At 43.8% G+C, this 18,801-nt stretch carries 17 protein-coding genes and 1 pseudogene; 10 read left to right on the top strand and 8 right to left on the bottom strand.

The genetic code is table 11. The features are described 5' to 3' along the window. A partial coding sequence (locus H6F50_RS18845; RefSeq protein ID WP_190429887.1) for a transposase occupies nt 1-672 on the top strand: 672 nt, incomplete at its 5' end. A 6-nt stretch (nt 673-678) separates the two neighbouring features. Then, nucleotides 679-1,499, top strand: a pseudogene (locus H6F50_RS18840) (transposase); the annotation flags it as partial. Between the two features lie 592 nt (nt 1,500-2,091). Here H6F50_RS18840 and H6F50_RS18835 read toward each other — a convergent pair. Genes H6F50_RS18835 through H6F50_RS18825 form a run of 3 tightly spaced genes read right to left on the bottom strand, consistent with a single transcriptional unit; the run spans nt 2,092 to nt 9,006 of the window. Further along, a complete protein-coding gene (locus H6F50_RS18835) occupies nt 2,092-4,746 on the bottom strand; it encodes a DUF3962 domain-containing protein (RefSeq protein WP_190429886.1) in 2,655 nt (884 codons plus the stop codon). Next, on the bottom strand, nt 4,736-7,912 hold the full coding sequence (locus H6F50_RS18830; RefSeq protein WP_190429885.1) for a hypothetical protein: 3,177 nt from the start codon (nt 7,910-7,912) through the stop codon (nt 4,736-4,738). The genes H6F50_RS18835 and H6F50_RS18830 overlap by 11 nt, the downstream gene beginning before the upstream one ends. Then, nucleotides 7,909-9,006 (bottom strand): hypothetical protein, encoded by a 1,098-nt coding sequence (locus tag H6F50_RS18825; RefSeq protein ID WP_190429884.1) that lies wholly within the window; start codon nt 9,004-9,006, stop codon nt 7,909-7,911. Before H6F50_RS18825 ends, H6F50_RS18830 begins: the two co-directional genes overlap by 4 nt. Before the next feature lie 172 nt (nt 9,007-9,178). Here H6F50_RS18825 and H6F50_RS18820 point away from each other — a divergent pair, with 172 nt between their 5' ends. After that, the gene (locus H6F50_RS18820) at nt 9,179-9,784 is read left to right on the top strand and encodes a hypothetical protein (RefSeq protein ID WP_190429883.1); all 606 of its coding nucleotides are present in this window, start codon (nt 9,179-9,181) and stop codon (nt 9,782-9,784) included. Nucleotides 9,785-10,015: 231 nt separating this feature from the next. Here H6F50_RS18820 and parA read toward each other — a convergent pair whose 3' ends face one another. Continuing rightward, entirely contained in the window at nt 10,016-10,675 is a 660-nt protein-coding gene (parA, locus tag H6F50_RS18815) for a ParA family partition ATPase (RefSeq protein WP_190429882.1), read from the bottom strand. 226 nt (nt 10,676-10,901) lie between these two features. Between parA and H6F50_RS18810 the strand changes: the two genes are divergently transcribed. Then, a complete protein-coding gene (locus H6F50_RS18810) occupies nt 10,902-11,297 on the top strand; it encodes a hypothetical protein (protein WP_190429881.1) in 396 nt (131 codons plus the stop codon). A 120-nt stretch (nt 11,298-11,417) separates the two neighbouring features. Here H6F50_RS18810 and H6F50_RS18805 read toward each other — a convergent pair whose 3' ends face one another. Next, nucleotides 11,418-11,585: a hypothetical protein gene (locus H6F50_RS18805; protein ID WP_190429880.1), complete on the bottom strand. Its 168-nt coding sequence runs from the start codon at nt 11,583-11,585 to the stop codon at nt 11,418-11,420. A 13-nt stretch (nt 11,586-11,598) separates the two neighbouring features. On the opposite strand from H6F50_RS18805, the gene H6F50_RS18800 reads away from it, so the two are divergent. Next, nucleotides 11,599-12,282, top strand: a complete 684-nt coding sequence (locus H6F50_RS18800; RefSeq protein ID WP_347277181.1) for a site-specific integrase — start codon at nt 11,599-11,601, stop codon at nt 12,280-12,282. Nucleotides 12,283-12,326: 44 nt separating this feature from the next. Here H6F50_RS18800 and H6F50_RS18795 read toward each other — a convergent pair whose 3' ends face one another. Genes H6F50_RS18795 through H6F50_RS18785 form a run of 3 tightly spaced genes read right to left on the bottom strand, consistent with a single transcriptional unit; the run spans nt 12,327 to nt 13,385 of the window. After that, nucleotides 12,327-12,596, bottom strand: coding sequence for a transposase (locus H6F50_RS18795; protein ID WP_190429878.1), 270 nt, complete (start codon nt 12,594-12,596; stop codon nt 12,327-12,329). Between the two features lie 46 nt (nt 12,597-12,642). Next, on the bottom strand, nt 12,643-13,005 hold the full coding sequence (locus H6F50_RS18790) for a hypothetical protein (RefSeq protein WP_190429877.1): 363 nt from the start codon (nt 13,003-13,005) through the stop codon (nt 12,643-12,645). Then, complete coding sequence (locus H6F50_RS18785) at nt 12,981-13,385, bottom strand: hypothetical protein (RefSeq protein ID WP_190429876.1); 405 nt, start codon at nt 13,383-13,385, stop codon at nt 12,981-12,983. Before H6F50_RS18785 ends, H6F50_RS18790 begins: the two co-directional genes overlap by 25 nt. 37 nt (nt 13,386-13,422) lie before the next feature. Here H6F50_RS18785 and H6F50_RS18780 point away from each other — a divergent pair, with 37 nt between their 5' ends. From H6F50_RS18780 to H6F50_RS18760, 5 genes are all read left to right on the top strand, one after another. Then, on the top strand, nt 13,423-13,776 hold the full coding sequence (locus H6F50_RS18780; RefSeq protein WP_190429875.1) for a hypothetical protein: 354 nt from the start codon (nt 13,423-13,425) through the stop codon (nt 13,774-13,776). 393 nt (nt 13,777-14,169) lie between these two features. Beyond that, the gene (locus H6F50_RS18775) at nt 14,170-14,625 is read left to right on the top strand and encodes a hypothetical protein (RefSeq protein WP_190429874.1); all 456 of its coding nucleotides are present in this window, start codon (nt 14,170-14,172) and stop codon (nt 14,623-14,625) included. 72 nt (nt 14,626-14,697) lie between these two features. Further along, entirely contained in the window at nt 14,698-14,922 is a 225-nt protein-coding gene (locus H6F50_RS18770) for a hypothetical protein (RefSeq protein WP_190429873.1), read from the top strand. A gap of 298 nt (nt 14,923-15,220) precedes the next feature. Then, entirely contained in the window at nt 15,221-17,107 is a 1,887-nt protein-coding gene (locus H6F50_RS18765) for a dynamin family protein (protein ID WP_190429872.1), read from the top strand. 83 nt (nt 17,108-17,190) lie between these two features. Continuing rightward, on the top strand, nt 17,191-18,765 hold the full coding sequence (locus tag H6F50_RS18760) for a dynamin family protein (RefSeq protein WP_190429871.1): 1,575 nt from the start codon (nt 17,191-17,193) through the stop codon (nt 18,763-18,765). The last annotated feature ends 36 nt before the right edge of the window (nt 18,766-18,801 follow it).

The raw sequence follows: 18,801 nt of genomic DNA, 5'->3' as shown, positions 1-18,801 counted from the left end.
GATGAAAAAAAGGGCTTGGGCTGGAAACGCACCCGTCATAGCCAGCGAAACAAGCAGGACTTGCGTAAGAAGCAATTAAAGCAAGCAGACTTAGAACTGTTGCAGCAAGCCGCACAAGACCAACACATCGAGCTGAAGTATCTGGATGAGTCGGGCTTTTGCCTATGGAGTCCAGTGGGCTACAGCTACAGTCGCATCGGGGAACAGAAATGCCTGGAGCAGACCCAGCAACGCTACGGAAGTCGAATTAGCATTTTGGGTCTTTGGCACCCGGATGAATACTTCGAGTATGCACTGGTGCAAGGGGGCTTTAAGAGTGCAAGTTACATCAGTGTGATGGATTGGATTGCAGCGAGAGCGGCCCAAACACTCGAACAAACGGGACGGCTCACGGTTATCGTTCAAGACAATGGACCGATTCACACCAGTAAAGTGGTTCGTGAGCAGTGGGCACGGTGGCAAGCGCAAGGATTATTCATTTTCTTTTTGCCTGCTTATTGCTCCGAGATGAACCCGATTGAAGGACAGTGGCATCAACTCAAAGTTCATGAAATTTCAGGACGCATGTTTGACAATGAATATGATTTAGCCCTGGCTGTGATGGAGGGCATGGAATCACGAAGTGAACAAGGTGGGTATACGTTGGAGCGTTTTAGGTTTAAATCATCCTAGCTACTTAAGTATAAAACAAAGATAGAGTTAGCGTCAGAAATCATTACGGAATTAATTGAAGCAGGGTTTAATATTGAATTAGTATTGGCTGATAGTTTATATGGTGAAAGCAGCCAATTTATTGAAAAGATAGCTGAATATAACTTAGCTTACGTTGTATCAATTAGAAGTAATCATGGAGTCTGGCTGGCACCCGGTCAAAGCGTTAGAGCAAATAAGTGGTGTAAATTTCCCGGACATTTAACAATCAAAAATCAGAAACTAGATATATCCGAGAAATAATTTATGGAAAAAAAAGAGCCATAACTTACTGGGAGATAACAACTGACCCAGAAACTATGCCGGAGAATTCTACTTCTTTCGTAATGACAAATCTTCAAGGTAATCTCAAGAAAACTTTAGGTGACTTATATGGATTAAGAACCTGGGTAGAATATGGTTTCCGACAGTGTAAACAGGAACTAGGTTGGACAGATTATCGGTTCACGAATTTCCTACATATTGAGAGGTGGTGGGAAATTATTTTTTGTGTTTATACAATGATTAGCTTAAACTCTCCAGCATTTTTAAGATTAAAACAATCTCGTCAAATTGAGACTAAGGTACAAGAAAATCGGAATATTAATTTTTCTAGTCATCAACAATGGAATCATCAATGCGGATGGAAGAATACTTTAAATAATCTACGTCTAATTATCCAACCACTTTTACTATTTTGGTTGATTTATCCCTGGCTAGATATTTTACCCAATTCTAAGTTATTGCTGGGATTTAATCATTTAATTGCTGCAATGAATCAATTTAAACCCGGTTTAGCTTCTGGATAATTTAACTGATTTACTACTTGCTTTCCCGGAAAGTGACAGAAGAGGGATATTACTTACCCGAACCAATCAATGTGGCGGGTTCGCTTCTTGGTTATAGCGTGCCGCCGCATTTTGCACAGCAACTTTACTCACCTTGAGCGATCGCACGGTGAATAGGGAAGTGTTATTGGACTATCTAAAATAAACGCAGAGCGGTTTGAGCGATCACACTGGCTGCTGTTATTAACTCAGAGCTGCTGAGCCAATTTGCCGTTGCTGTCATCCCCGGAAAGTTGTGTTGATAGGCTTGCGCTCCACTCAGGGACGCTGAGTGGAGCGCGTTAGTTTAAACTCCAAGAAAATGGCTGTTGTGCCAAAGTCCAAGGTATATCTCAAAGATAGATGCTGTTGAGCCTATGCGAACGAAACACTGCCGAAAAGGGTTCTTTTCAGCAATGTTTCGACAAGAAAGGTATGGGTATATTTATTTACTTCGTTGGCTCGTGTTCTGTCCATCTCCCAAGAAAAAAATTGCTTTCCTTCTTGTTCCCCTTTACCAAGCCCCATCAAAAAATTAATGATTTTTGCAAGAGGTTAAATAAGAAGGTTACACTCATGGCTCACGGATAGCTTGAATGGGACGGTATGCCTCTAGCTGAGATGCTAGGTGAAGGGGCGCTGGTAGCGTTGTAGCTCCAAGGTACTGAATCAACCCATAGAGCCGTTGGCACTGAAGAAAGCTTGCCCAGTCGCTAAAGCGATCGCTCTCTTGGAGAGTCAAACTCAAAAGAATGCCACGTGGGTTATAGCCTTGAGCAGACGGCTGCGTCTTTTTTAGCCCTCCAGCATTTTCTCCTTTCGTTGCCACCAGTGAAATTAACTTGCTTTTGTTGAGAATCCCATCGCTACGAGAATCTGGACGCTGATTGCTTAAATAGTAGTAGCCACCATTAGGATCTTGAGAGGATGGATGAAACACGCCCTTTGTATGTCCTTCTAGATTGCCTTCATCGTTACAGGCTCGGTAGACAGGAACTTCCGATGTGCTAGGTGTGAGAACACACGCTACACGAACATTAGGATATTTTGAGGTTGATATAAACTCGATACCCTGCTCCACACAAAAAGCGAGGGTGTGCTTACGCCAATGCTTTTTTTGAAGGAATAACAAACCGCGCTTCCGGAGATTTTCTGCGTCAAAGCAATACAGTGTAGGTTGTTTTGTCTCCTGAAAAAGATTATTGAATACCCAATTTTGAATCTCATTCCGATTGAAATTAATGGGAGAAAAGGCGCTTGCTTCAGATGCCATTTTCACTTGGAAGTCAAAGAAATCTAGCCAGTCATTACAACCGTAGGCTTTGGCAGTTACACCTGTTTTGTCCATACGAACTGCTACAGGAAGGTACTTAATGTTGTCACCCGTGTAGAAAGGAATGACGTATACACCCACACTGGCGACATCTAACGGGAAATTCTTTGCTTCAAATGTCGGATAAACGTAAGCCCCAGCCATTGCCAATGCACTAACCAGCGAGGTTTCCACCCGTCGTGCAAAATCACTTTGCAAAGACTTCATTTTGTATGATTTTCCTTCCTCCTTAGCAGTTTGTCTTTCTGCTTCGACTCGCTCTAGTTCGGCTTGTAATGCTTCCGTAGTCAGGAAATCCTCTGTATCGTCTTCGTCTTTCGGTTCAAAGTGATCGGTGACGCAACCTAGCATTGCTAGAGCTGGACGAAAACAAGGTTTAGGATCTTTTCTTGCATCTTGCCAGAATTGCTCTTTAGGCAGAATTTCAATCAAGACGATCGTCTTTGTACCAGGTGGCGATGGTGAAAGTGTGTTTTTAAAGTCGCGAATTCTCTTGCTACACTCAGATTTCCACTGCTGTCCTGATAGCTCTGCACCTAATGCTCCCAGACTTTCCACGACAACATCGGTTATCCCGTATTTCCTGGCAAGTGGCTGGATTAGTTTTTCAGTTGGTGTGTCCTGAGCTAGAAGTATCAGCCGAACATTGGGTGGGATGGTGAAGGGTGATGCCTGAGGTTCCGCTGCAAAGTGCAACTTGAAAAATTCTTCGACTTTTCGATATTCAGAACCCGCTTTAGTCAGAGCCTTTGTATTATCGCACCGCACATAAGTTTCTATAGGAGAGAACCCATTGCCAAGCAACGTCTGTACTCGTTTTAGACAAGCTTGGTGAACGATCTCAATATCAGTTGGAAATAAGCCAGCACCTGCATTGTGCGACTTTGACATCCTATTACTGTAAACCGTTGCCCAAGCAAATTCACTATTCTTGTATGGAGATTGAATTACCTCCTGGGCAGCAAATTGATCTTTGAAATTCAATTCCCTAAGCAGTCGAGCCAGATTTCCCTCAAAATCTACGCCTTTGTCTTTGCCAAGATATTTCAATTTACAAGGTGCAAACCGAGTCGAGCCAGTTGGCTTGACACAAACAGTGACCCCAGACTTCAAATAACCTAGTTCCCAACTCACCCAGCGCCGAACGCCGTATTCACACGTCAGGTATGGAGTGCCATCTGGATGGTAATGAAGCGCAAACGTTATGAGGTAGGAGTAGTGGTGGATGGTTTTTTCTTTTTTCTTGCTGTCTTTTTTCTTTCTCTCTCCTACCTCTATCTCAGGCAGCCAACTGACCACTTCCTTTGCACTGGAACCATCCAAGATACTCTCTTGAAAAGGAACTTTCCGAAATGTCTCACCAGTGCGAGGATCGACCAATGCTAATGGCTCAGCAGCGATCGCACTGGAAAACAGGTAAGGAATCAAGTGGTAGTACAGCGGGTCAATGATTAATTCTCCATCTTTGACTTGCCAAACTTGATCTGGCAGGGTGACTGGTACAAACTTCAGGTCAGAACCAGTCAAAGCATGAATTTGCTCAATGTCTTCATCTGTTAAGCATTGTGAGTTTTCAAATGAGACATTTAACCAAATTCTGACAATAGATGCAATGTACTTCGTAGAGATTTGATCGGTTTTAGAGTAAAGCCATTTAGTTGGTTTTAGCTGAAATGCATCGGGTGATGGAAATAAAACATCCTCAATTAGAAGCTGAAGTGCTTGGTTAAGGCACTTTACAGGGGGCAGGACGTAGTTCTTGCCCAACTTGCGTTGCTGTAATTTATTAAATACCTTCTTCCAATGCTCAGGAACTTCGAGGGCATACAAATCGAATGGAATTGAGATTTGAGTCGGAACATTTAGAGCAAACAACTGGATTGAGTTATATGCCATCAATTTTCTCCAATGCACGATAGAAAGGTTCATACAGAGACCGTACTAGCGCAATTTCACGCGCGTCAAATGCTGTCCGCGTTTTGGCGAAGTAAGGGCGAAGGACGTATTCAAAACCTTTAAGGAGTGAGTCCTGCTCTGTTTCTGGTCTCTTCTCAGCAAGGTTGGGTGCCCAAGCTGCATCAATAAATCGGATCAAAGTAGGTTGGCTACCGCGAATAGTTCGAGCGATCGCCTGCCAAGTCAACACCATCTGGCTCCAAATCAATCCTTCTCGGACATCCTTGGGAAGATTTTTGTCGGAATATCGCAAAACGGTGTCCAGACTTTTGAGAAAGATGCGATAGCCATCAGTTCGCCAAGATTCACATGCCTCTAAAAGTTTGCCCGGACGATCTTCTAAGATGGCTCGCCGCTCTTTGCACAATGCTAAGCGAAACTTGTACTCCAGATCGTCCGGAGCTGGATGCGGACGAACCAAGAAGTAGGCACCGCCAAAAGCACTCAGTCCCTCGTTATTCAAAATATTCTTACCGCGTCCGATTGCGGCGATGGGCGCAATGAGAATTGCTCGGTTAGTTTTGGCAAAGTTCTCAATATTTCCACGAGAAATCAGAGATTCGTCAATTTCCTCTAGAGGTGAACGCCCTGTTAACGCAGCGATTCGGCTACTCCATTCTTTGCTGGTGTCAATATCTAAAATTGCCTTATGAACAAACTCAACTTGTTCATAACTGTTGACATACCAGATTAAACGCTTACGACCTTCTGGCAAGGCATCAAAGTCACGCTGTAGCACGTCTGTCTGTTGCAGGAAGGAGCGCACAATCTGTAAAAGGGAGTCTTCTTTCAAAGAAACTCCGGAAACGCGCACAGGTTTTCCATCTGGCCAGTAACATGGTGAGAATTGAAACTTACTTTGAGCAATGGCTGCGATCGCCACCTGATCTTTGGGACGTAGTAAGTAGTCAACTGGGAGATCCACATGATATGTGGGGCTTTGTCCTGCCCAACTTGTACCACTCAGTAGTAGTGCGTGTGCGCCCTGAATCCCTTCATCTGCAAAAACATGGGAGAAATTCTCCAATAACCAACGCCCTTGGCCTAAAGCTTGGAAGTACCAAAGGGTTAGTTGGTTATCCCGTTGTTCCAGTTTGAACCCACATACCAATCCCGATGCCAGTCCAGGAATCAATCCATAAAAATCCCGTGGAATACGATTAAAGAAAACGATTTCATCCGCTCCCTCAACATGGTCACTCAGTCCGTAGGCTGTTTTGATCGCCTGTTGAAAAAAGGACACGAAGAGTACTAACTTGAGAAACAATGCAAACCGGCAGCTAAACTCCCGGCGATCGCTAATTGACTTGATCCACCCTCTATTCGTTAGGTCTTTTTCCAGTTTGGTAATTGTGTCTTGCTGCTCTTGATAGTTTTCGTTAGAAAGACGCATGGCATATTCAGCTAGCCAGGAGCTTTTCCAATCACCCAACAGAAACTCTGATAACTCCTGGTAAATCGGATTTTTGTCGAGGATGAATGTATTTGCTTTGGTGTCGATGCCCTCCGATTTGGCGATGTCCAAAACAAAATTCCGAGCTAACGATGAACAGGTAAAAAACTGCTCCGCTAGCCATTCAATCTCATTTGGTGAGATTTGGAGTTGAGTGTAAATGTTATCAACAAGGGCATCGGAATTTTGGAGCGCGTGATTAAATTGTCCAAAGGTGACTTGCCGCAGATCGTTTCTAGAGTTGCGAAGCTTCTGAGAGCGCGTCCAAGTTACAACTTGGTCAAGAAACCCATTACTGCCTCTCTCAATGAGTTTAATTGCAGGTAGAAACGTTGAATCTAAGTTGGCTTGAATCTTATCGCATTCATCGAAGAAAACCACACTACAAGTGCGATACATTAACTCATAGTAGGTAATTGACTGGGGACTAACGTGCGGCGATGGACGAGTAAAAATTGCCGCAGCTACAGTTGTTAAAATGACATCCGCATTTGCCAGTTCGTTTGTATCCCGATGTCTGGGACATTGCCCAATCAGCGGACATACTCTTAAGCCCCCTCCGTTTTTACCGTTCTCTTCTTCCTCTTTCCGTTCTCGCAGTTCAAAGCACGGAGGTGATGATGGGATTGAGGGTTGGATGTGAGGGCTTAACGGACAGGCTGTAGACAGGTGAGTGAATCCATCCATTTCTCCATCTACGCTATGCCAGTTCTCAAGATGTAATTTGCGATTGCGCTGACCCATCACTACTGATACTCGTAACCCCGCTTTTTTAAGCAAGTTAGCCATTCTAATACAAGTCACAACTTCATTAAAAACGACCCCAGTTCGATGTCTTTTTTGGGCAAGAGCAATCACCAAGATGTCTATGAGCGTTGACTTTCCTGCGTTCAGCAACCCCACCATGTGTTTGACACCATCGAACACTAGGGTATCGTCAGCAGCAAACCCCATGCCCTGAAAATGTTCAAGGATAATGTTTTGGAAACGTTTTAAATAGTTGTTACCACAGCGGTCATCTAAAAGCTGGGCTGCTGCTTCCATCTCCGCTCTTGTAATCGTGATGGGTTTGGTGTTCTCATGATGCAGAGATATGACCTTACCTGGATAGGTCGGAAAAGTCTCTGGAATTCTGACGCTGTAGGTGGTTTCTTCAGACTTAAAGCGATATTCCTTGCTAGGTTCAGCTAATTTAATGCTTCGATTGCGGTACTTGAGTTTGTTGCTAAGCAAATCCTCAAAGCACTCAAAGCGATTGCCCCAAATTGCGGGCATAGGTTTACGAGAGAACCGATACGCATCATCAATTTCGTAGGCTCGGTACTTTGAAGGGATTTGTCGGTAGGTTTTAACTGACTGTTCTACAACATCCTGATTTGTTAAATAGTGTAGAAGTTGGCGCAAATTAAATAATGTCCGCTTTGCCTCTGCGGTGTCTGCCACAGATTGTAGGTGTGGAAATAAATAGAAGCGGTTAGAAATCAATACCCACAACGTGATTGCTGAATCGAGTTCAGACTGTAGCCCCAACTTTTCGATGGCAAATAAACCAAGCTCGACATCGAGTAAGGCTTCAATCTGGTCTTTCGGTAAGCTGGCTTGTTTTTGCAGCGATTGTGTTGCTGCTGAGCGCCAAGATCGGGTTTCCTTCATGTTTGCCTCCTTTGACCGGGCTGTGTTCCAGCTTTCTTCTTGGCTAGAGCAAATATTGCATCGTCAAAGATGGGACGTACTGTTTGCCAACGCCATCTGGACTTAAGTTCTTTGAGATAGGCTGGACGCTCTTTTTTCCGCTCGACAGGAACCACGATGTATCCGACATTCCACGGTGGATTGTCAGGGATTGGTTCATCGCCTAGACGCTTTACTAGGAGATAGGGATTTGAGTAGTCTTTCAGATCGAGTGCCCAAATCTCGCCATCGGGGAAGGTTACTCTCAGGTCGTACCGATCGCAAGCAGGATACAGTTCAACCTGTAGCCCCAGCTCTATTAACTTCTCATAGAGACGAATTTCTGCCCTACCTGGGTAAAACCAGAAGCGTTCAATTCCACGCCTCAGTTTGAGACAATCGCTGGGCAACTTCATTTTGCGCTTGAGTCGCCGCCCCGGTGGACAACGATTGCAATTTGGATTGGCAATAACCTCCTCATGAGCTACCGATGTCAAAGCGCGGCAATACGGACAGGCATAGAAATTTCCCTGAAATTCATAGCAGCTAGGGGCAGGTTCGTAGCATTCTCCAAGCAGATCAGCCAATCCAACTCCCAGTCCAAACAACCCTTTAGCCTCTACCAGTTCTTGGTTAGACAACACCGGATGTTCAACAACAAATCGACGAAACTTCGTGTAGATTTCTGCCCCCCTTGAATGAGCCTGACACCGCTGTAGCAGTGTGTTGGCGATTCTAGATTGTTCCTGGGAAATGACGCTGCCACCAAACGCTTCTGCAAGCTCAATCGTTACTTCCGTAGGCTCTCCAAAGAAAAGTAAAGAATCGCTGCCGTTCAGCTCAGGGTCAATTTCCAAACCCCACTCCTCCAAAGGCTTCTCACACCAATCCGTATAGAACTCCGGAACACTGGTGGGCGCACGCTCTGGCGTACCTGCCAGCATGAAAGCCAAAATTACGCCGTTATAGCCTAATTGCAAGTCTTGAGGGTAGGGGTAGAGCCTTCCTTGCTGCTGAGCTACCTTGATAAGCCCAGCAGAAATCTGCTCAATTGTGATAGTATCTAGCCTAGACAAAGTTACTACTCTAAAAATTCTATTTTTTACAATAGTAACTGCAATTTAAGGAGGTGTCACTAAAACTTTTGAAATTTTTGCTCAGCTTTTTTGTTGAAAAAGCTTTGTTTTCTATCTCTAGGTAATACCTAGGTAATACCTATACTAAAAAGACAACTAGGTTTTATTCAGAATGAGTAATACAGGGCGCAACAAAAAACTGGCATCCTTCAACTGCGATCAGGATCTGTGGACAGGGTTCATGCGCCGATGTCAGGAGAAAGGCACGACAGCAACAGCTACCCTTACCCGATTACTTTCGCTCTACCTAGATGGGGAGCTAGACTACCTTGATACTTTCCAAGGTGAAGCGGGAGGCAAGGATGAACCCCTAGAGGAACGAGTTAAGGCTTGCGTTCGTGAATACCTAGACAACTACCTAGTAGCTTATCAAGGTATAAATAGCGAGTTACATTCTACAGTGATTTCCCTGTCGGACAAGATAAAATCCGTGGAGGAACGTTTAAACACAACAAAACGCCGCTCTAATACAAATACAAAGGAAACAAATCCTCCCCAAGAACGCGAGTATTGGTTTATCAAGGAAAGAGCCAAACATTTGGGGTTAACTATTAGTGCCAATCAAATTATTCACATAGAGTTATTTTCGTCAGATGCTTACAAACAGCAACATGGAGAACTCCCAAAGAGGCAACTGTTGAAAAATACTTACGCTTTTGCTATTCCTGTCGCCGATGTGGATATTCTAGATGCTGCTATTAAAAAAGTGACAAAATAACCATGACAGATGGATTTAAAAATATTTTTTAAAGAAATGGCTGAACCCATTGCGTTACCAGGAAAGTGCGCTCGCACTTTCCTCAGTTTTAGCTTATAACAATGGGAGCTATCGTTCCGAAAAAGCGGATGCCATCTCATATTCAGGTGAGTGTAACCTAAGCTATTATTTGAGCTTCTGTTAACTATCGCTACCCAGTTATAAGAGTCTAGGCTAACCGGCTAACCTGTCTCAAACGTGCAGAATACCCAAGACCTCATCAGTTAAGCTTTCTATCTCTTCTATCGCCGCTGAAGCTTTACTGCCAAAGTTGTGTACTGTCTGCCCAAAGACAGCTGACTGCCGATAGACTTGCCGATGTCCTAGATAAGATTTGGTCAATTCAATCCCAAACTCCGGCAGAACTTCTAAACTTTCCTGAGCTAGAGTCGTATTGGGCTGGCACTGATTCATCACTAACCGAGCCTGTAGAGACTCATTAATGATACTCACGTTAACGATGACCTGGCGGATACCGACTGCTGCCCACATATCTAGTGGGGAGGGAATGAGTGGCACTAGCGCTAAGTCAGCAATCAATAGGGCGCTCTGGGGAACGGGAGAATCCGCCGCCGGTGGACAGTCAATGATGATGCAGTCATAATCATCGATGAACTTTTTGACCTCCCGGTGAACCTTGGCATTAGCAGCACTCAAGCCGACTACAGATGCTGGGAACGGAGTTTCATCCTCGGCTGAAGCCGCCCAGCGAGTTGCTGTACCTTGGGGATCTGCATCCACCACGAGAATTTTATTTTCCCGTCGGGCTAGAGATCCGGCAAGCTGCATACTAATAGTAGTTTTGCCTGAACCACCCTTTTGATTCACTACAGCAATGATTTTCGCCGTCATGGGATTCAAGAAATAAACTGTATATATAGTTTATAGTTTTTATATTGTTTACTGAGTTTTCCTATTCTTGCACAAAAACCGGATACATAAACACTATAAAGTGTATATATAGTTTATAGTGTTTGTACTGTTTGTACTGTTTATAACTTTTATATCGTTTACTCAGTTTTTTAGGATTCCTGTACGCTTTTAGGATTCCTGTACGCTGACGATGAGAGGAGGGGCGATGACCAAAAAAAATATGAAATTAGCTCTTAATGCTTCTCTCAAAGCAGAGGATGAAGCAGTAAAGAGCCGGTTTGAGAAAGCTGAGTCTTTATTAGGGGATGGGGTTGAAACCAACAGGAAGTCGGAAGTAACTCCTCAAGTAGAGGCTCAGAGCCGCGAGGAACAAGTCAAGAAGGAGCGAGTAATTCGGGATAGCTTTACCCTGCCCTGTGAAGATTATGAACTAATTTCAGCCATTAGACAGCGATGCCTCAATTCAGCCGTCAACGTGGCTAAAAGTGAGGTGATCCGCGCTGGTCTTCACGCTCTCAACGATCTACCTGATGAAGCTTTGCTGAAGGTCATTGAGAGCCTCACGAAGATCAAAACAGGAAGACCGGCAAAGAGAGTGTAGACTGACATCAATAGACTGACTGCACTACACCCACCTATCCATGCTGAATTTTCTGGCACCAGGGGCTAGCATGGCAGTAAGCAAGGCATGTTAATTCCTATGACCACAACTAATTAACTGCTAACATTTGAGCAATTCTTGGACGACGATGGTACAGACAACATCTATGAGTGGGTTGCTGGTCAGGTCGTGGCAGCTAACCTGTAGACCCAAGAAAGGGTTGAAACCGGCAAGAGCGATCGCTCTTGATAACTGAGAGAGCTTCGCCCCTACTACGGTAAATTTCATAGGCATGGGGGGTGTGCACTTGAAAATAGATCGTCACGGCAAAGCCAGGTGTTTAGAAGCCGCCGAGATTCAGTTACTTTTTGACGAGGGGCTGCAAACTATTGCTCATCGCTGCCTCTTCGGGATTTGCTTGTATACGGCAGCAAGAATCAATGAAGCCTGTACTTTGCGTCGGGTAGATGTCTTTGATAAATCTAGGCGAGTCAGACCGTCTCTGATTATTCGTAAAGCTAATAGTAAAGGCAAGCTGGCAACAAGATGTGTGCCTATTAGTGAAGACTTAAGGGAATTGTTAACCGAATACAACCCGCCCGCTCATCAAGGGTTTCTGTTTCCAGGTCGTCATGGGCGAGGTCATATTCGCCCCGATTCCGCTTCACGGATTTTAAGAGAAGCTATGAATCGCATCGACCTAGAAGGTGCCAGTACGCATTCATTTAGAAGAACGGCGTTGACGATGATGAGCAATAGCGGGGTGCCGCTGCGAATTATTCAAGCCGTGAGTGGGCACCGCAGCCTAGAGGTGTTAGAAGAATATTTAGCTGTAGGCGATGAGCAAGTCAGGGGCGCGATCGCGGTGCTAGCGCAGTTGTCTTACGTCAAGAAATTAGACAATGTTGACGTAAATCCGATGTTGCCAGAAGCGTGGCAGACTGATGAAACTATTGAGCCAGAAGATAGCGATAAATACCGTTGAGACGCTCCGCTCTGACAGCACGCCACCTGGTTGACTGACAAATCTCAGGCAGCAAATCGATAAGATTTGATTGTAAACTCTCGTTTGAATTGCTGTTGGGCTTGTTTCTTAGATGCGATTGCAGGCGCAGGATCAACGCCACCTTGCAAGAGAATTGTGGGAAACAGCTTCCAGTCCTTGTGCAAGCATCCCTTGAGCCAATTCCAACCAATCCGAAAATAACTATTGCCCCGACTCCAGTGGGCATCGACCCAACGCCGTTTGCCCGTTGCAACCACCTGCTGTCCTTGCACACTCAACAGCAGAGTGGTCACCACAAGCACCAGACACAATCGAGACAAAGCTGGAACAGAGCGAATCTCAGACCGTTCCAGTTAAAATCCATTGGATTTTTCGCTTCCGCAGTTCCTCTTCAATTTGAAACCGTTCGCCGTATTCGCGAAACGTTTGCACTGAAGCAGGTTCATCGGTGACGACTAACCACAGTTGCCGCGAAAGTGGGTCTCGTCCGAGGGCGAGATTCAAGTCGGAGAGCGGGCGTATTTTGGTCAAGCTGATGCCTTGCAGCAAAATACTCTCTCCCCCTGCCAGATGATACTGGTTGAGTTGCTTCCAACCTCGACCGGGGCGGTAGACCCAGACACTACTTTTGACGCGAATACGAAAGTGCCACTGCAATTCGTCGCGCAAGTAGCGCATCAGTTGCGTATCGGCTCTCGCCACGGTCTGCTAGAAATCGCACTGATACACCAACGGGCACTAATCGTGCAGCCCGTTTCAGCATCCGTTGGTAGACCGATGGAGCGAACACTACTACTGCCGTAGTGCAACACCCGCCAGACTAAGGGAATCGCGCGTCCACGATACTGAATCGAGAAGCGAATCAGACAATATTCATCCCACAGCATCGTCGTGTCTTCAATCACGGTTATTTTGCTCACACCCCATTGCGCCAACGCCGCCACAATTAACGGACTGTAGACCCGTTGTACATGAATCCGACTGTTGTGTAACCAGCGACTGAAGCGGCGTTGATGACTTTGGGCAAACTTCGCTTGACTCTGCATGTAGACACCCCACTTCGCCTCTGCTAATGCATTCACTACAAATCAGTCCAATCACCATCCAGACTAAGGTTTTGTGCGATCATTGTTGGCAATTCCCAAAGATGAGTCCGAACTGCTCTGGGTTGGGACAACTCAGGGGTTATATGTGGGCAAGTTCGACAACTGGGAGTCTGTCCCCGACCTTGAGACTCGAACGATTACAGCCTTAGCATGGGATGGAAATGCCAGCAGTTTGTGGGTTGGGACAGATTTGGGGCTATTCCGCCTGACAAGTCAGGATAATGGCTGGAAAGCCAATGAATGCAACGTTCACAACAGTGGCTTAGGGGCAAATCGGGTGAATGTGATCGCGATCGGTATGGACGACTCTGGCGAGACTAACTTGTGGATAGGGACGCCCTGCGGCTTAAGTTGTTATAGCTATTAACCCTCGCAAACAATTTCTTACCAAAGCAATTTTATCCCTCTTCTGTCACTTTCCGAAATTCTGACGAAATTCCGTCATTACAGCCAACGACATCTAACGAGAGAATCAGGGTTTGACCCCTATTTTTCGGAGTCTCACAGAAGAGGGTTATAGCAACCACCACAACAGTTAGGACATTTGAATTACGCAGATATAAAGCTGACACTAACCGTTGCGTAGCCAGTGGAATCATTACCTAGAGAGCATTAAAGCGTTTTTAGCGTTACTCAACGAGAGGTAATATTGCTAACCAATTACATCGTTTGTTGAGAAATCTTGAGAAAAACTAAAATTTTCCTAAACTTTATAATTTTGCTGGTCAGTATGCTCCATAATAAAATTTCAGTTTATTGAGTGCTCTACATCATCTGCTTGGCTTGGGCTTGTATCTACATCTTAGGTGTCGATTTGCTGAGCAAACTATCCGGATTTATATCCGGATTTATAGAAATAACTTCAGAAAGAGTTAGTTCTCAAGGAAATAAAGGAATGGGAATATTTGATGATCCTCTCAGCTATGTTCAGGACGTGGTTGATGTAGCTAATGATGTAGGGGATATTGATCTAGCAGACTTCGATCTAACTAACCCTAATGCCGAACATGGTGAGAAAACTGGCATGGTTACTGATTTCATCGCGAATATTGTAACTGAAGGTGGGGCAGGGACACTTTTCTCAGACGGTGCTCAAGCTCTCGGAGAATTTCATGAGTTAACAGGCAATGATTTTACAGCTAACAATATCGGAGACACCATTCAGAATGCTGTTGAGGATGTTGGAGATGCAATCGGTGATTTGTTCGGATTTTAACTTTAATTAACCCATGACCAGTTATGGTCGTTAACCATAACTGGTCACTCGAAATATCATCCCTTTGAAGTCATGGATTCAACTTTTGGTGAGAGACTTTATATGCTTTCAAAGAATTTGCAGAAAGTTATTCCTTATTTAGTTCTTTGCCTTTCTGTAGCAATAGCGATGCTACTTCTAGACCCAGCATCTGCACAGGCATCTAACGGCAAAGCGGTAGCAGTTGTAGTAGGAGTTGTTGCAGGAATAATAGCAGTAATAGGAGGAGCTATTACTGCTATTAGAGCGAAGATGTAGAGATGATTGAAGTTCAATAATGCTTTGGCAGTAGTAAGCATATTTATTCTTCCGCATGTATCAAATCCATTTGAATGGCAATTATAGATTTCTCAAGAATTTGATATTAGTTTTGTTGTGGAATTAATATGTAGAAACTTCTGTTTAATAGCATATTAAGCGTTATTGCAATCAATTATTGTAATAAAGATGCTTATCTTTAAGAGCTGATTTATAAACTAAGTTTACATTTAATGTTGGTTTTATAAATCAGCTCTTATTTTTGTTTGTAATTTCTTTTTATAACCCCATATCTTTAATGGATACATATCAACAACTAAAGCAGCAGGTTTTTAGTCTTTTACAGGACACTATTAACTTCTCAAAGACTCATCACTGGGACAATATTATTAAGCGGTTAGAAAAAGCTGAAACACGATTATCTGAAAGTAAAGTTTTTGTGGTCGTCTGTGGGGAGTTTAAGCAGGGTAAGTCTAGCCTACTTAATGCTTTCCTGAATGATAACGGACTTTTTCCCGTAGATGTAGACATTGCAACTAACCTAATTTCCACCATCATTTTTGGCTCAAGTGAGCAGATCACTGTTTTTTTGGAAGGGGGTAAGGAGAAGAAACAGATTTCAAGAGTTGAGATTCCGGATTATGTAACCGAACAGCGAAACACAGATAATGCTCGTAGAGCTGATTTTCTCACTATTGAAGCACCTTATCCTCAATTGAAAGAAGGTTTGGTGCTGGTAGATACTCCAGGCATCGGGAGTTTGAATACAGAACATACAGCACTCACCTGTGGATTTATCCATCATGGCGATATTATTCTCTTTGTCAGTGATGCCCAATCACCCCTTAGCAACATTGAATTGACCTTTGTTAAGGAAAAAATTATTCCTCACTGTCAAAATGTTATTTTTGTAGTCACTAAGATTGATGCTGTTAGAAATTATGAGGAGATCGTTGAAAACAATCTTGATAAACTCTCTAAAATATTGGAATTACCCCAAGAAAATATTGCAGTTATTCCAGTTTCTAGCCAAGCTAAAATAGACTATATTGAATCTCAAGATTTAGAGGATTTAGAGGATAGTAATTTTGAATTCCTGGAAAATACTATCAGCAATTTAATCACAGAGCAGAAAGGGCGGATTTTGCTGTTACGTGCTTTGAATGAATTAAGTCAAGCTCTTATTGGAATGAAAGGTTCTATCCAAATACAGTTAGAGGCGTGTAAACAGGATAATAAACAAGAATTAGGAAAGTTAGAACGGCAGTTTCAAGAAGCACAACAGCAGCGTCAGCAGTTGCTAGAAAACAATTCTAAATGGTCTACACGTTTAATTGATGGATTGCAAGATATCCAGATGCAGATCCAAGGAGAATTCCAACAAGGATTCACTCAAATTCGTCGCCGAGCCAATCAATATCTAGATGACTTTCGATTGCTAGAACGTCCAGAAGAAATCCAAAGTCTCCTTGAAGCTGATATTGATGGAATGGTCACAGTTCTGAGTAAAGAACTCAATGATCGAGCAGCTAGCTTGTATACCGACCTTGAGGCTTTAACTGAACTAAATTTCAATTCGACTGGAACCAGCGTTTTAAACTTCAGAAAATCTGAAATTGTTGCTACAGATGTTCAAATTGAAAAGGCTGGCTGGTTTGAATTATCCTTAAATGCCGTCAAATCTGCTATGTTCAACATGTCGGCTGGATCAGTAGTGGGCGGAATCTTAGGTGGGGTAATCGGTGGAGTAGGTGGTTTCTTCCTAGGTGCAGGCGTTGGCGCACTTCCAGGAGCAGCGGCTGGTGCACAATGGGGAACTGGATTAGGAACGATTGCTGGTATTGGCAAAGGACTCAAAGATGGATTGTCACAGACCAAGGAAAAAGACAAGCAAGAAATCCGTAAAATCATTATTCCTTTTCTGGAAGATAGCCAATTAATCTGTAGCCAGACTCTTAATCGAGCCGTTAAGGGATTGGAGCGTTCCATGCGAGATGAGCTGACTGACCGGATCAAACAGCAGAAAGAGACATTGGAACATTCATTGAACTCTATCAAAGAATTGAGTAAGTTTTCACAGGATAAGGTTGCCAAAATAGCTGAGGAGTTACAACCGCGACTGCAATACATAAACCAACTACAACAAAAGGTTGAGCATCTAATGAAACAGTGTTCGTCTAGTTAACGATTTTATTGTCAAGGCGACAGTCTCAAAGCAAAATTCTGAAATTAGCTTTGAGGATAGACGGTAGAGCGTGGACTTAGTTAATGAGCCAATCAAAGTTACAAGCAAAAGTAGATCAAATCTTTAATGAGGTTTTTAAACAAGTTACGGATCAGCCAGACTTGGAAAACTTTCACCATCTACTCCAGCAATGTCACCAGCAATTACATCAACCTATGAGAGTAGCTATTGTGGGCCTGATTAAAGCTGGAAAGTCCACATTGATGAATGCCTTACTAGAAGAAGCAATAGTTTCAATGGGAGCGGTAGAGGCAACCTTTAATGTCAACTGGCTCAAGTATGGTAATCGACCCTCCTTAATGGTTTATTTTAAAGATACTTCTGCTCCTGAAAAGAAGTCGTTTGAGGAACTGGCAGAATTAACTCTCCGCGCAGATAAGTATCATGATTACTTGCTTAGTATCAAATACATTGAGGTGTCTTACCCGAATGACATTCTCAAAATGTTCAGCCTTATTGACACTCCTGGTCTTCAATCATTCTACGAAGACGACTCTCAAAATACTCGAAATTTTCTACAGCTTCACGGTCGAGAACTGACTGAAATCACTCAGGTTGAAGCAGCTAATGCTGATGCAGTTCTCTATCTTTTCAGTCGTAGCCTTGGGACGGAAGATAAGTCGATTATTGAAGAGTTTCAGGGACAAAGGATGGGGCAAACCAATCCAATTAATGCGATTGGAGTACTTACGAAAGTAGACTTTTATGCGTCAGACCCTAAAGTTACCGACCCCCTTGCTACTGGAAATCAGATTGCTCAACGATTAGCAAATCACCCTCAGGTGCGTCGGTTGCTCTATACTGTTAAACCTGTATGTGGGTTATTAGCACTAGGAGCTAAAACCCTTAAACCCGAAGAGTTCGTTACACTGACTGCGCTAGCTCAGCTTCCGGAAGATCGCTTTAAGCGTCTAATTCGCAATGTTACCCGCTTTTGCGAGAAGGAGTATGACGATATTCCGATATCACCCAGCAAACGCAAACAGGTCTTGGAGCGATTAGGTCAGTATGGAATAGACCTGTCCTACAGCCTACTTCGTTCTGGAATTACGGAACCTGAAGAGTTAGCTACAAGACTGGTAGAGTACAGCGGACTCGACGCTCTATGTAATCTTATCCTCTCTCACTTTGGTCGCCGAGCATTTCTAATTAAGCTAGGAACAAGCTTGAGACAGATTTCGGCAGCATATTTTCAAGAACGACGGCGATTACAGGGAACAGCTCAGGAGATTCTCAAAGAGGTTGTTGGAAAATTTGAAGCCCTCCAAGCTGAGGAACATGCATTTCAAGAACTAAATATTCTGCGTAGTTTCTACGAAGGCAAACTCGACTTTGATGAAGATGAATCACGGCAACTACTTGAAGTAACAGGCGAGTACGGAATTTCCTGTGGTGAGCGTCTAGGTTTGGGAGAACGTGCTACAGTTGCCGAGATGCTGCTGGAAGCAGAGAAGCGAATACATTACTGGCAGCAACGAGCTTATGATCCAATGTTGAGCGATCGCCAAACTATGGCAGCAGCAGGCGTATTAGTGCGTTCCTACGAGCGTATTTTGTCTCGTGTCCAGAAGGCAAAGGAAAATCTCTACATAACCTGAGCTATTATCCTGCATTATTTTTTCATCTTGAAAAGA

The organism is Coleofasciculus sp. FACHB-712, assembly GCF_014695635.1.
In the GTDB taxonomy this organism is placed as follows: Bacteria; Cyanobacteriota; Cyanobacteriia; order Cyanobacteriales; family FACHB-T130; genus FACHB-T130.
The sequence above is the reverse complement of the archived record's forward strand: the minus strand, read 5'-3'. Positions and strand labels throughout refer to the sequence as shown.